Annotated in this window: 6 protein-coding genes; all 6 read left to right on the plus strand. The window is 66.9% G+C overall.

Features of this window, described 5'->3' with window-relative positions; genetic code table 11:
• The first annotated feature begins 16 nt into the window (after nucleotides 1-16).
• The 6 genes from H7A87_RS05915 to H7A87_RS05940 all read left to right on the plus strand — a co-directional run bounded on the left by H7A87_RS05915 (nucleotide 17) and on the right by H7A87_RS05940 (nucleotide 13,729).
• The gene (locus tag H7A87_RS05915) at nucleotides 17-3,268 is read left to right on the plus strand and encodes an error-prone DNA polymerase (protein ID WP_180496904.1); all 3,252 of its coding nucleotides are present in this window, start codon (nucleotides 17-19) and stop codon (nucleotides 3,266-3,268) included.
• 271 nt (nucleotides 3,269-3,539) lie between these two features.
• Nucleotides 3,540-5,510: an oligopeptide transporter, OPT family gene (locus H7A87_RS05920; protein WP_104582397.1), complete on the plus strand. Its 1,971-nt coding sequence runs from the start codon at nucleotides 3,540-3,542 to the stop codon at nucleotides 5,508-5,510.
• Nucleotides 5,511-6,342: 832 nt separating this feature from the next.
• Nucleotides 6,343-7,185, plus strand: a complete 843-nt coding sequence (locus H7A87_RS05925; RefSeq protein ID WP_119129264.1) for a transporter — start codon at nucleotides 6,343-6,345, stop codon at nucleotides 7,183-7,185.
• Nucleotides 7,186-7,486: 301 nt separating this feature from the next.
• Entirely contained in the window at nucleotides 7,487-9,913 is a 2,427-nt protein-coding gene (locus H7A87_RS05930) for a glucose/quinate/shikimate family membrane-bound PQQ-dependent dehydrogenase (protein WP_232087934.1), read from the plus strand.
• 233 nt (nucleotides 9,914-10,146) lie between these two features.
• On the plus strand, nucleotides 10,147-11,433 hold the full coding sequence (locus H7A87_RS05935) for a carbohydrate porin (RefSeq protein WP_119129209.1): 1,287 nt from the start codon (nucleotides 10,147-10,149) through the stop codon (nucleotides 11,431-11,433).
• 175 nt (nucleotides 11,434-11,608) lie between these two features.
• A complete protein-coding gene (locus H7A87_RS05940; protein ID WP_119129210.1) occupies nucleotides 11,609-13,729 on the plus strand; it encodes a S9 family peptidase in 2,121 nt (706 codons plus the stop codon).
• Nucleotides 13,730-13,742 lie beyond the last annotated feature (13 nt).

Consider the following 13,742-nt stretch of genomic DNA (forward strand, 5'->3'; position numbering starts at 1 on the left):
CTGACGGTGTGCGCGCATGAGCTGGGATGACGCCGTCGACGGTGTGGACCGCGATACGCCCGGTGGGCGCATGCCGCGCGGCTGGACGGTCGCCGCGCGGTTGCGCGCGGCAAACGACGATATCGCCCATGCCATGGTTGCCGATGGGCTGCCCGCGTATGCCGAGCTGCACTGCCTGTCGGATTTTTCGTTCCTGCGTGGCGCCTCCAGCGCGGAGCAGTTGTTCGCGCGCGCGCAACACTGCGGCTACAGCGCCCTGGCGATCACCGACGAGTGCTCGCTGGCCGGCATCGTGCGCGGGCTGGAAGCCTCGCGCGCCACCGGCGTGCGCCTGATCGTCGGCAGCGAGTTCACCCTGGTCGATGGCACCCGCTTCGTCCTGCTGGTGGAAAACGCGCAGGGCTATCCGCAGCTGTGCGCGCTGATCACCACCGCGCGGCGTGCGGCAAGCAAGGGCGCCTATCGATTGGGGCGTGCCGAGGTGGAGGCACAGTTTCGCGGCGTGGAGCCCGGCGTGTTCGCAGTGTGGTTGCCCGGTGCGCAGCCGCAGGCCGGGCAGGGCACCTGGTTGCAGCAGGTGTTCGGCGCGCGTGCATTCCTGGCGGTGGAGCTGCATCGCGAACAGGACGATGCGGCGCGCTTGCTTGCCCTGCAGGTGCTGGCGCAGCAACTGGGCATGAGCGCACTGGCCAGCGGCGATGTGCACATGGCGCAGCGGCGCGAGCGCATCGTGCAGGACACCCTGACCGCCATCCGCCACAGCTTGCCGTTGGCCGAGTGCGGCGCGCATCTGTTCCGCAACGGCGAGCGCCATCTGCGCACGCGGCGGGCCTTGGGCAACATCTACCCGGATGCGTTGTTGCAGGCCGCCGTGGACCTGGCGCAGCGCTGCAGCTTCGATATTTCCAGGCTTGAATACACCTACCCGCGCGAGCTGGTGCCGGAAGGACATACCCCAGCGAGTTATCTGCGACAGCTCACCGAAGAGGGGATGCGTGAGCGGTGGCCGAATGGAACGCCGGCAAAGGTACGCACCGTCATTGAGAAGGAACTGGCGCTGATCGCGCACAAGAAGTACGAGGCGTTCTTTCTCACCGTGCAGGACGTGGTGCAGTTCGCACGGTCGAAGAAGATTCTCTGCCAGGGCCGTGGCTCATCGGCCAACTCGGCGGTGTGTTATGCATTGGGCATCACGGCGGTCAACCCGGATGAAACGCGTCTGTTGATGGCGCGTTTTCTCTCCGAACAACGCAACGAACCACCGGACATCGACGTCGATTTCGAGCACGAACGCCGCGAGGAGGTGCTGCAGTACGTCTACAACAAATACGGGCGTGAACGCGCGGCGTTGGCCGCCACCGTGATCTGCTATCGCGGTAAGAGCGCCGTGCGCGATGTGGCCAAGGCCTTCGGCCTGCCGCCGGACCAGATCGCGCTGCTGGCCAATTGCTACGGCTGGGGCAATGGCGAAACGCCCATGGAACAGCGCATCGAAGAGGCCGGTTTCAATCTGGCCAACCCGCTGATCAACAAGATTCTTGCGGTGACCGAACACCTGCGCGATCACCCGCGCCATCTGTCGCAGCATGTGGGCGGATTCGTCATCTCCGATGAACCCTTGTCGCTGCTGGTGCCGGTGGAAAACGCAGCCATGGCCGACCGCACCATCATCCAGTGGGACAAGGACGACCTGGAGACGATGAAGCTGCTCAAGGTCGATTGCCTGGCGCTGGGCATGCTGACCTGCATCCGCAAGACGCTGGAGCTGGTGCGCGGGCATCGCGGGCGCGATTACAGCATCGCCACGCTGCCGGGCGAGGATGCGCCGACCTACAGGATGATCCAGCGCGCCGATACCGTGGGCGTATTCCAGATCGAATCGCGCGCGCAGATGGCGATGCTGCCGCGGCTCAAGCCTGCGGTGTTCTACGACCTGGTGATCGAAGTGGCGATCGTGCGCCCCGGCCCGATCCAGGGCGATATGGTGCACCCGTATCTGCGCCGGCGGCAGGGCCGCGAGGAGGTGAACTATCCCTCGCCGGAGGTGGAGGACATCCTCAAGCCAACGCTCGGTGTGCCGCTGTTCCAGGAACAGGTGATGGAACTGCTGATGCACGCTGCCGATTACACCGAGAGCGAAGCGGACAATCTGCGCCGCTCGATGGCGGCCTGGCGGCGCGGCGGCGATATGGAACAGCACCGCGCGCGGGTGCGTGAGCGCATGCAGGGCAAAGGCTACGCCTCCACCTTCATCGACCAGATCTTCGAGCAGATCAAGGGCTTCGGTTCCTACGGCTTCCCGCAAAGCCACGCCGCCTCGTTCGCCAAGCTTGTCTACGCCAGTTGCTGGCTCAAGCGCCACGAGCCGGCGGCCTTCGCCTGCGGGCTGCTCAATGCGCAGCCGATGGGTTTCTACTCGGCCAGCCAGATCGTGCAGGACGCGCGCCGCGGCAGTCCCGAGCGCGCGCGCGTGGAGGTGTTGCCGGTGGACGTGCTGCACAGCGATTGGGACAACACGCTGGTCGGTGGCCGGCCCTGGCGCAGCGACCAAGACCCCGGCGAACAACCGGCGATCCGGCTGGGCATGCGCCAGGTCGCCGGGTTATCGGAGGTGGTGGCCAATCGCATTGTCGCCGCGCGCGCGCAGCGGGCCTTCGCCGATATCGGCGATCTGTGCCTGCGCGCCGCACTCGACGAAAAGGCACGCCTGGCATTGGCCGAAGCCGGCGCCCTGCAGGGCATGGTCGGCAACCGCAATGCCGCGCGCTGGGCGATGGCCGGCGTGGAAGCGCGCCGGCCGCTGCTGCCGGGCAGCCCGCAGGAACGCGTGGTGGAGTTTGAAGCACCGCGCGCAGGCGAGGAGATCCTGGCCGATTACCGTTCGGTCGGCCTGAGTCTGCGCCAGCATCCGATGGCGCTGCTGCGCCCGCAGATGCGGCAACGGCGCATCCTCGGCCTGCGCGAATTGCAGGGCCGCCGCCACGGCAGCGGCGTGCATGTCGCCGGCCTGGTCACCCAGCGCCAGCGCCCGGCCACTGCCAAGGGCACCATCTTCGTCACCCTGGAAGACGAGCACGGCATGATCAACGTCATCGTCTGGTCGCACCTGGCGCTGCGCCGCCGCCGCGCACTGCTGGAATCGCGCCTGCTGGCCGTGCGTGGCCGCTGGGAACGCGTGGACGGCGTGGAGCACCTGATCGCCGGCGACCTGCACGACCTCAGCGACCTGCTCGGCGACATGCAACTGCCCTCGCGCGATTTTCATTGAGCCAGTGTGGCTGGCGCGCCTTCTGCGGCGAACGGCCGCGCCAACGCTGCCAGCGTCGGTGCAGCAGCCGACGCATCGTCACCGGTAGAAGATCCCCGATATGACGATGCAGCCGCTGGCACGCGCTGATGCACGCCTGCCGCCCTGGTGGACACACTTTCAGGCATTCCAGTCGCCACATCACGCACACTGTCACGCCGCGGCGCAGCTGGACGGAACCCTGCGTAGGCGCTAGCGTGGTGCGGATTTTTTGCCACAGGGGAACTGCCCAATGAGCCATGACGCGCAACCGCGCCAGCTCACCTTCCGCGCCGTCGTGCTGGCCATCGTGCTGGCGGTGGTGCTTTCGGCCGCCAACGCCTATCTGGGCCTGTTTGCCGGCCTGACCATCGCCACCGCCATTCCGGCCGCGGTCGTCTCGATGGGCGTGCTGCGCCTGCTCGGCGGCGGCACCATTCTGGAAAACAACATCGTCCAGACCGGTGCCTCGGCCGGTTCGTCGATCGCGGCCGGGGTGATCTTCACCATTCCCGCGCTGGTGATCATGGGCTATTGGCCGGACTTCAAGTACTGGTGGGTGCTCGGTATCGCCGGCATGGGCGGGTTGCTCGGGGTGCTGTTCTCGGTGCCGCTGCGGCGCTCGATGATCGTCGAAGACCCGCTGCCGTTCCCCGAAGGCAAGGCCGCGGCCGAGGTGCTCAAGGCCGGCGAGAATCCCGGCCCGGGCCTGAAGATCCTGGCCATGTCCGGCGCCATCGGTGCGCTGGTCAAGCTGGGTGCGGCCAGCGGTCTGCGGGTGATCCCGGACACCTGGGCGCAGGCCACCTACCTGGGCAGCAGCCGCCTGGTCGGCTATCTGGGTACCAACCTGTCGCCGGCGCTGCTGGGCGTGGGCTACATCGTCGGGCTGAATGTCGGCATCGTGGTGCTGTCCGGGTCGATCCTGTCCTGGCATATCGCCATTCCGCTGTACCAGCAGTTCTTCATGGGCAGCGACCCGGCACTGGCGCAGAGCCTGGTCGGCGCGCCGGCGGCCGATACGGCATTCGGCATCTGGGGCGCGAAGATCCGTTACCTCGGTGTCGGCGCGATGCTGATCGGCGGCGTGTGGACGCTGTTCTCGCTGCGTAAATCGCTGTTGTCCGGGGTCAAGAGCGGCTTCGCCGCTGCGCGCAAGAGCGGTGGCGGTGTGGTTGCCGAGACCGAACGCGACCTGCCGATGAAGTGGATGCTGGTGGCGCTGGTGCTGTGCACCCTGCCGCTGCTGGGCCTGTACCAGGCAATCGTGCAGCAGTGGCACGTGTCGATCCCGATGACCATCATCATGATCGTGGCCGGCTTCCTGTTCGTGTCGGTGTCCGGCTATCTGGCCGGCCTGATCGGTTCGTCCAACAACCCGGTCTCGGGTATCACCATCTCCACCATCCTGTTCGCCTCGGCAGTGCTGGTGCTGCTGCTGGGCAAGGATGGCCTGGTGCCGGTCGGCATCGGCGCCGCGCCTCTGGGTGCGGTGGCGGCGATCATGATCGGCGCGGTGGTGTGCTGCGCGGCAGCGGTGGGCGGCGACAACCTGCAGGATCTCAAGGCCGGTTATCTGGTCGGCGCCACGCCGTGGAAGCAGCAACTGATGCTGGGCATCGGCGCGTTTTCCTGCGCGCTGATCATGGCGCCGGTGCTGAACCTGCTCGCGCAGGCCTACGGCATCGGCCCGGCTACCCCGCAGCATCCAAATTCGCTCGCTGCGCCGCAGGCCACGCTGATGGCCTCGGTCGCCAAGGGCCTGTTCGGTGGGCAGTTGCCGTGGTCGATGATTGCCATCGGTGCCGGCGTGGGCGCGGCGATCATCGCGCTGGACGAATGGCTGAAGAAGACCGGCAAGCGCTTCCGCGTGCCGGTGCTGGCGGCGGCGATCGGTATCTACCTGCCGCTGGAGCTGATGGTGCCGATCTTCATTGGCGGCCTGATCGCGCATCTGGTGGAACGCTTCCACAAGATCCGCGCCGACGACGAGGAAGGCCGCGACCGCGTGCACCGCCCGGGCGTGCTGTTCGCCGCCGGCCTGATCACCGGCGAGGCGTTGATGGGGATCGCCATCGCGGTGCCGATCGTGCTGTCCAGCCGTGCCGATGTGCTGGCGTTGCCGGCCAGCCTGCAGCTCAACCAATGGTTCGGCCTGGCGATCCTCGCCCTGGTCGGCTGGCTGCTGTACCGCGTTGGCAAGCGCGGCGAACAGACCGCCTGAGGGTGACGCTTCACTAAGGCATGTGCCTGCGCGCTGCCTCTGGACGGACACGCATCGCTGGATGCGTGTCCGTTTTTTTGTTGTGGCATTGACCGGATTGCCGCGGTTCTGATTGCCTCGCAAGAGGCGCGGTTCGAATGCGGCCCTGCTGCCGAGCGCGCAAGTGCAGCAGCATGCCGGCACGGCACGGTGCACCGAATCGGCGCTGCGACCGCACAGCGGCATATTCAATTCAAACATCCCTGCAAGCTCGTGCATTGCTGCCGTGAGCGGATCTGCCTTGTCGATGCAGGGCAACGACATCGGCGCGCCCGGCTGACCTGCTGATCGGTCGACACGCGCGCAGCTGCAATCCGGCGACGCCTCACGCGGCTGCGCTCAGGCAACGCACGCACAACGCTCAGGCCATCGCGTCTGCATCACCGCAGCGCCTTTGCGCCGGCTTTACGCCCTGCGCAGGCCGCGTGCATAGCGACTTTATGCCGCTGCTCCGTATCGTGCCGTCTCCCGCACCGATGGGTGCACCACGGCGACCGCATGCTTCGATCGATCCCGATGACGCGCCACCGCGCACGTCCTCGCACCGCGTAACCCCATCCAGGATGGGCGTGGAAAAGCGACTCGCATCACGCTGTGCGACATCCGCACACTGTTGAGGCCGCTTTTGTCACCGACGGCGTCTTCAGGCCCGCCGACGCCTATAAGATCGATTGGCAACACGCCGCCAGACCGGCGGCCATGCAGTCGTTCGACATCCACGCGCATTCCCCCTCCCCAACGCTGACCGTTCCCGCGAGCTGTCCAGCGTCTTGCCATGGAAACCACTGCAATGCTGACTGCCATCTCCCACCGCTCCACCCGCGCACGACGCGTCCCCTTGCTGAGCCTCGCCCTGGCCGGCGTGCTGTGCAGCCTCGCGCTGCAGGCACAGGCACAAGAGGCCACCGAAGCGGCGCTGTGTACCGATCGCCCGACCAAGGCCAATTCCACCTGTACCGTGCCAACCGGCGCCTGGCAGCTGGAGACCGATATCGGCAGCTACACCCGCGACAGCCAGCCCGCCACCCGCATCGAAACGGCGTACTTCACCAATCCCACGCTCAAATACGGCGTCAGCGACCGCATCGATCTGCAGCTGAACTGGGCACCGCAGCTGCAGGTCAAGACCACCGACCGCGCCACCGGTGCGCGCAGCAGCCTGAGCGGCGGCGGAGATATCTTCCTGCGCATGAAGGCGCGTTTCTACGAAAGCGATACCGCCAGCGTGGCGTTGCTGCCGTTCGTCAAGGCACCGACCGCGCGCACCGGCCTGGGCAACGACGAGTGGGAAGGCGGCGTCGCCTTGCCGATCAATTTCGTGCTGCCAAATAGCTTTTCGCTGACCTTCGGGCCCGAGGTGGATTGGTTGGCCGACAGCGATGGCAGCGGCAAGCATGTCGCCATCGTCAACGCGATCAATCTGGCGCATCCGCTCACCGCAAAGTTGTCGATGGCGGTGGAAGTATGGTCGTCGATCAACCGCGACCCGGCGCAGACCATCGAGCAGTATTCGGCCGACATCGCCGCTGCGTATCTGCTCAATCCGCTGTTGCAGCTGGATGTGGGCGCCAACTTCGGCCTCAACGACCGCACCCCGGACGCGCAGGTGTATGTGGGCATGTCGCACCGCTTCTGAGGCGCGCAGCGCGCGCTGCGCACACAAAAGCCGCTGCGGTCCGCGCCTGCGCGGACTGCAGTGTTCTGCAGGCAATCGCTTCAGATATGTAATAAATGCCCGGTGCGGTGCGACACTATGTCGTCAGTCTGCCGGGCATGCCGGTGCCGGTCCCACCAGCGGTACGTGGGCCGGGGAGGGGAGTGACGGAAAGTGGGCAGTGATGCTGCCTCTACTGGCCGCCGTGCGGGCACCTTGCAGCATCCAGATCGGAATGCCGGGCGCAGTGCAGGGCGGAATCTCCTGATCGAGGTGTTGCAACGTGGAAACGAAATCGAAGTTGCCGGTCCCGGGCCGGGCATTGCTGCTGGTGCTGGGCATGCTGATTGCGCTGGTGGGGCTGATCTTTCTGCTGGGTGGCGCGAGGTTGGCCAGCCTGGGCGGCAGCTGGTACTTCCTGCTGATGGGCCTGGCGACCGCCGTGGCCGGTGTGTTGATCGTGCTGCGTCGGCCGGCCGGTGCGCTGGTGTATGGCGCTGCCTTCGTGCTGACGCTGGTCTGGGCGCTCTGGGAGGCGGGGCTGGAGTTCTGGCCGCTGATCTCGCGGCTGATGCTGCCTGCGGCGTTCGCCGTGCTGGTGGCACTGGCCTGGCCGGCGCTGCGGCGTAGCCGGGCCTTGCCGGCCGGGCGCACTGCCTATGGCGTGGCAACGGTGCTGGCGCTGGCGGTCCTGGCCGGTATCGGCGGCATGTTCGTGCCGCATCCGCCGGTGGCAGGTGAGCACGGGCCCGGCATGACGGCGGTGCGGCCGGCAAGCGCGCAACGGAACTGGTCCGCCTACGGCAATACCGATGGCGGCAGCCGCTTTGCTGCGCTGGACCAGATCAACCGCAGTAATGTCGGCCAGCTGCAGGTCGCCTGGACTTACCACACCGGCGAGATCGCCAACAGCGACGGCAACGGTGCCGAAGACCAGTTGACCCCGCTGCAGGTGGGCGAGACCGTGTTCCTGTGCACACCGCACAACAATCTGATTGCGCTCGACGCCAGCACCGGCAAGCAGCTGTGGCGGCGCGAGATCAATGCGACCTCGTCGGTGTGGCAGCGCTGCCGTGGCCTGGGCTACTTCGATGCCGATGCGGCGTTGCCGACGCCGAGCGTGGCCAACCCCTCGCCGATCACCGCAGTGGCGGTGGCGCAGGATGCCAACTGCCGTCGCCGCCTGTTCACCAACACCATCGATGGTCGCCTGATCGCGGTGGATGCGGACACCGGTGCGTTCTGCCAGGGTTTCGGCAGCAACGGCCAGATCGATCTCAAGGCCGGCCTGGGCGCTGCGCCGGATCCGTTCTACCAGCTGACCTCGCCGCCACTGGTGGCCGGCACCACCGTGGTGGTGGGCGGACGCGTGGCCGACAACGTGCAGACCGACATGCCCGGTGGCGTGGTGCGCGGTTTCGATGTGGTCACCGGCGCGCAGCGCTGGGCCTTCGACCCGGGCAATCCGCATGATCGCCAGGCGCCGGCCGCTGGCAGCAGCTATGTGCGCAGCACGCCGAACGTGTGGGCACCGATGTCCTACGACGCGGCGATGAACACCGTGTTCCTGCCGCTGGGCGGGCCATCGACCGATCTGTACGGCGCCGAGCGCACCGCGCTCGATCACCGTTACGGCGCCTCGGTGCTGGCGCTGGATGCCACCACCGGTGCGGAGAAGTGGGTCTACCAGACCGTGCACAACGATCTGTGGGACTTCGACCTGCCGATGCAGCCCAGCCTGATCGACTTCCCCAACCAGGACGGCAGCCACACCCCGGCCGTGGTCATCGGCACCAAGGCCGGGCAGATCTACGTGCTCGATCGCGCCACCGGCAAGCCGCTGACCGAGGTCAGGGAAGTGCCGGTGAAAGGCTCGGATATTGCGCACGAGCAGTACGCGCCGACCCAGCCGCTGTCGGTCGGCATGCCGCAGATCGGCACTAAGCACCTGACCGAATCGGACATGTGGGGCGCCACCGCGATCGACCAGATGCTGTGCCGCATCGCGTTCAAGCAGATGCGGTATGAAGGCCTGTACACCGCGCCGGGTACCGATGTGTCGCTGAGCTTTCCCGGCTCGCTGGGCGGCATGAACTGGGGTGGCCTGTCGACCGACCCGGTGCATGACGTCATCTTCGCCAACGACATGCGCCTGGGCTTGTGGGTGCAGATGATTCCTGCCGACACCCGCAAGGCCGAGGCGTCCGGTGGTGGCGAGGCAGTCAATACCGGCATGGGCGCCGTGCCGCTGAAGGGCACGCCGTATGCGGTCAACAAGAACCGCTTCCTGTCGGCGCTGGGCATTCCATGCCAGGCGCCGCCGTACGGCACGCTCAGCGCCATCGACCTCAAGACGCGCAGCATCGCCTGGCAGGTGCCGGTGGGGACGGTGCAGGACACCGGCCCGTTCGGCGTCAAGATGCATCTGCCGATCCCGATCGGCATGCCGACGCTGGGTGGCACGCTGTCCACGCAGGGCGGACTCGTGTTCATTGCCGGCACCCAGGACTACTACCTGCGCGCGTTCGACAGCGGCACCGGCAAGGAGCTCTGGAAGGGCCGCCTGCCGGTCGGCAGTCAGGGCGGGCCGATGACCTACGTCTCGCACAAGACCGGCAAACAGTACGTGGTGATCAGTGCCGGCGGTGCGCGGCAGTCGCCCGATCGTGGCGATAACGTCATCGCCTACACCTTGCCCGACGCGCACTGACCCACCGCCCACGCAGGACCACGCCGGCATCTGCTCGCGTGGTCCTGGAGCGGCCAACACACCGCGCGCGCCTGACGGGCGCGCACCGGTGTGTCAGCCGCGCTTGGCGCAACCCGACGGCCGGGTGCCTGGCGCATCCGGCCAACGGTCCCGTTACCGCAGCGGCGCCTGGGCATCACCGCCCTGCATCGCCACCGCCGGCGGTGCACGCTGCCCCGACTCAGAGAACCACGATGCATCGTCTGACTTTTTTCCCGCGCCGTAGTGCGCTGGGCTACGCCTTGCTGCTGGCACTGCCGGCCACCGCAGTCGCCGCGGGCGACACCACGCTGACCGGCGACTGGGGCGGGCGTCGGTCCGCCTGGGCCGAGCACGGAGTGAGCGTTCGCGGCGACTACGTGTCCGAGACGTTCGGCGTGGTGGACGGCGGCTACGAAAAAAACAGTGCGCGCTATGCGCAGCAACTGCGGGTGGGCGTGGATCTGGACATGGCCAAACTCGCCGGCTGGGACGGTGGCAGCCTGCATGTCACCATCAACGACCGCCGCGGCCGCAGCACCTCCGCCGACCTGGTGGGCAATCGCTTCCCCATCCAGGAAGTGTACGGAGGCCAGTACACCCGCCTGAGCGAGTTCAGCTACGACCGCAGCTTCCACCAGGGCGGCACGTATCTGAAACTGGGCTTCTATGCGATGGGCAACCAGTTTGCCTCGCACACGCTGCTGGTGAACTTCGTCAATGCCGCGTTCTGCGCGCATCCGCTGGCGTTTTCGGCCAACAGTGGCTGGTACAACTACCCGGCCGCGCGCTGGGGCATCGAAGGGGCGCAGCAGCTGACCCCGCAGCTCAACCTGCATGCCGGCTGGTTCCAGGTCAATCCGAATCTGGGCTTCGGCGCCCGCGACACCTACGCGTTCGAGCCGTTCGCCAGCGGCACCACCGGTGCGATCTTCCCGCTCGAATTCACCTGGAAGCCGGCCGCCTCGCGCTATCCGGGCGTGTACAAGTTCGGTGGCTATTACGACTCCTCGACGGTCGCCAGGCGTGGGCTGGATACCAGCCGCAGCACCGGACGCGACGGCGCCTATCTGCTGGTCGAACAGAAGCTGGTCACTCCCGGAGCGGACGCCAGCATTGGCCTGACCGGATTCGCCCAGTTCATGGCCAGCGACCACGACAGTGCGCTGATGACACGCTGGTATTCGGTTGGCGGGGTGTACCAGGGCATTGGCGCACGCACGCAGGACCGCATCGCCCTGGGTTATGTGGCCGGCCGGATCAATCATCGGCTGCTCGATGCACGCCGCGCCGAGTCGATCGATGCCGGCGTGCCGGCCGATTCGCCACTGGTCGGCCTGAGCGCTGCCGAAGAGCTCTACGAGCTCGCCTATAGCGCGCAGCTCACGCCGTGGCTGATGCTGCGCCCGGACGTGCAATACATCGTCAACCCCGGAACCTACGCCTATACCCGCACGCACAACGCATTGGTGGTCGGGCTGCAGGCCAAGCTCACGTTCTGAGCGCCACCTGCGCTGCAGCGTAGGGCGCCGTTGCCGACCTCCAATGCGCACGGCGCGCATCGGGCCGCTACCGGGCGCAGCAACGTGCGGCACCTGTGCGCGCATGACCTCCTACCTTTGCGCGTGCGCTGCAGCAACGCCTACCATCGGCGTTTTGCCGTTGCGGGAACTCTCGATGAAGCTGCGTCACGCCGTATTGCCCCTGTGTTTGCTGGCTACCTTGCCAAGCCTTGCCGCCGCGCGCGGATTCGATGTGCGCGACATGGTCGCGCTGGACCGGGTGTCGTCGCCCACGCTCAGCCCCGACGGCAGCGTGCTGGTGTTTGCCAAGCGGCAGGCCAAGAGCAGCAACGGCAAGCCGTCCACCGGCCTGTGGACGCGCAACCTGCGTACCCGCGATGCAGCGCCGCCCAGGCGGCTCACGCCCGACGGCTGGAACGTCAACAGCCCGGCGCTGTCGCCGGACGGCAAGACGGTGTATTTCCTCAGCAGTAAATCCGGCACGCAGCAGTTGTACGCACAGCCGATGACTGGCGGCACGCCGCAGCAAGTGACCGCGTTCGCAGTGGATGTGGACAGCTACAAGCTTTCGCCCGATGGCAAGCGCATCGCCTTCAGTGCCGGCGTGTTCCAGGACTGCGGCTCGGACCTGGCGTGCACCAAGACCAAACTCGCCAGCGTCAAGAACGCCAAGGCCAGCGGCGTGGTCTACGACCAGTTGTTCGTGCGGCACTGGGATACCTGGAACGACGGCCGCCGCAATACGCTGTTCGTCGCCGAGCTGCCGGCTGCCGGCGCCAAGGCCGTGGTCGGCGCCTCGGCGATCAGCGCCACGCTGGCCGGCGATGCGCCGTCCAAGCCGTTCGGCGGCAACGACGATTACACCTGGTCGCCCGATGGTGCCAGCGTGGTGGCCAGCGTGCGCATCCCGCAGCCACATGGCCCGGAAGCGGGCAAGAACGCCAAGGCCGCCGGCAAGCCCACCGGCAACGACGAGCCGTGGCAGACCAACTTCGACCTGTACCGGCTGGATGCGGCCGGCAAGGCAGCGCCGGTCAACCTGACCGCGGCCAACCCGGCCTGGGATGCCGGCCCGGTGTTCAGCAGCGACGGCAGGACGCTGTACTACCGCGCGATGAAGCGCCCCGGATTCGAAGCCGACCGCTTCGGCCTGATGGCGATGGACGTGGCCAGCGGCAAGACGCGCGAGATCGCGCCCAAGTGGGACCGCTCGGCTGGCGAGATCGTGTTGAGCGATGACGGCGCCAGCATCTACACCAGCGCCGACGACCTCGGCGAGCATCCGTTGTTCAAGATCGACATCGCCACCGGCACCCCGACCAAACTGGTCGGCGAGGGCGTTGTGCATGCACCGACGCTGGCCGGCACCACGCTGGCGTTTACCCGCAACTCGCTCAAGAGCGGCGACCAGGTGTTTGTCAGCGACGTGCAGGGCCAGGGCCTGCGTGCGATCACCCAGAGCGCCGGCGAGCTGCTGCCGGACGTGCAGTTCGGCGACTATGAGCAGTTCCAGTTCAAGGGCTGGAACAATGACACCGTGCACGGCTACGTGGTCAAGCCGTACAACTACCAGGAAGGCAAGACCTACCCGGTGGCATTCCTGATCCACGGCGGGCCGCAGGGCAGCTTCGGCAACGGCTGGAGCAACCGCTGGAATCCGCAGACCTATGCCGGGCAGGGCTACGCGGTGGTGATGATCGACTTCCACGGCTCCACCGGCTACGGCCAGGAATTCACCGACGCGATCAGCCAGCATTGGGGCGACCGCCCGCTGGAAGACCTGCAGAAGGGCTGGGCCGCCGCGCAGAAGCAATACGGCTTCCTCAACGGCGACAAGGCCTGCGCGCTGGGCGCCAGCTACGGCGGCTACATGGTCTACTGGATGGCAGGCAACTGGAACCAGCCGTGGAAGTGCCTGGTCGACCACGACGGCGTGTTCGACAACCGCACCATGGGCTATGCCACCGAGGAACTGTGGTTCAGCGAATGGGAAAACGGCGGCACGCCGTGGCAGAACCCGGCCGGCTACGAGAAGTTCAACCCGGTGCTGCACGTGGACAAGTGGAAGGTGCCGATGCTGGTCATCCACGGCCAGCAGGATTTCCGCATCCCGGTCGAGCAGGGCCTGGCCGCGTTCACCGCGCTGCAGCGCAAGGGCATCGACTCCAAGTTCCTGTACTTCCCGGACGAGAACCATTGGGTGCTCAAGCCGGATAACAGCGTGCTGTGGCACGACACCGTCAACAGCTGGCTGAAGCAGCATATCGGCCAATGAGGGTGCGACCGGC

Source organism: Xanthomonas sp. CPBF 426 (genome assembly GCF_903989465.1).
Taxonomy (GTDB): Bacteria; Pseudomonadota; Gammaproteobacteria; order Xanthomonadales; family Xanthomonadaceae; genus Xanthomonas; species Xanthomonas euroxanthea.

Coding starts and splice junctions, on each gene's coding strand:
- H7A87_RS05940 (WP_119129210.1), top strand. CDS start 11,609: ATGAAGCTGCGTCACGCCGTATTGCCCCTGTGTTTGCTGGCTACCTTG.
- H7A87_RS05915 (WP_180496904.1), top strand. CDS start 17: ATGAGCTGGGATGACGCCGTCGACGGTGTGGACCGCGATACGCCCGGT.
- H7A87_RS05935 (WP_119129209.1), top strand. CDS start 10,147: ATGCATCGTCTGACTTTTTTCCCGCGCCGTAGTGCGCTGGGCTACGCC.
- H7A87_RS05920 (WP_104582397.1), top strand. CDS start 3,540: ATGAGCCATGACGCGCAACCGCGCCAGCTCACCTTCCGCGCCGTCGTG.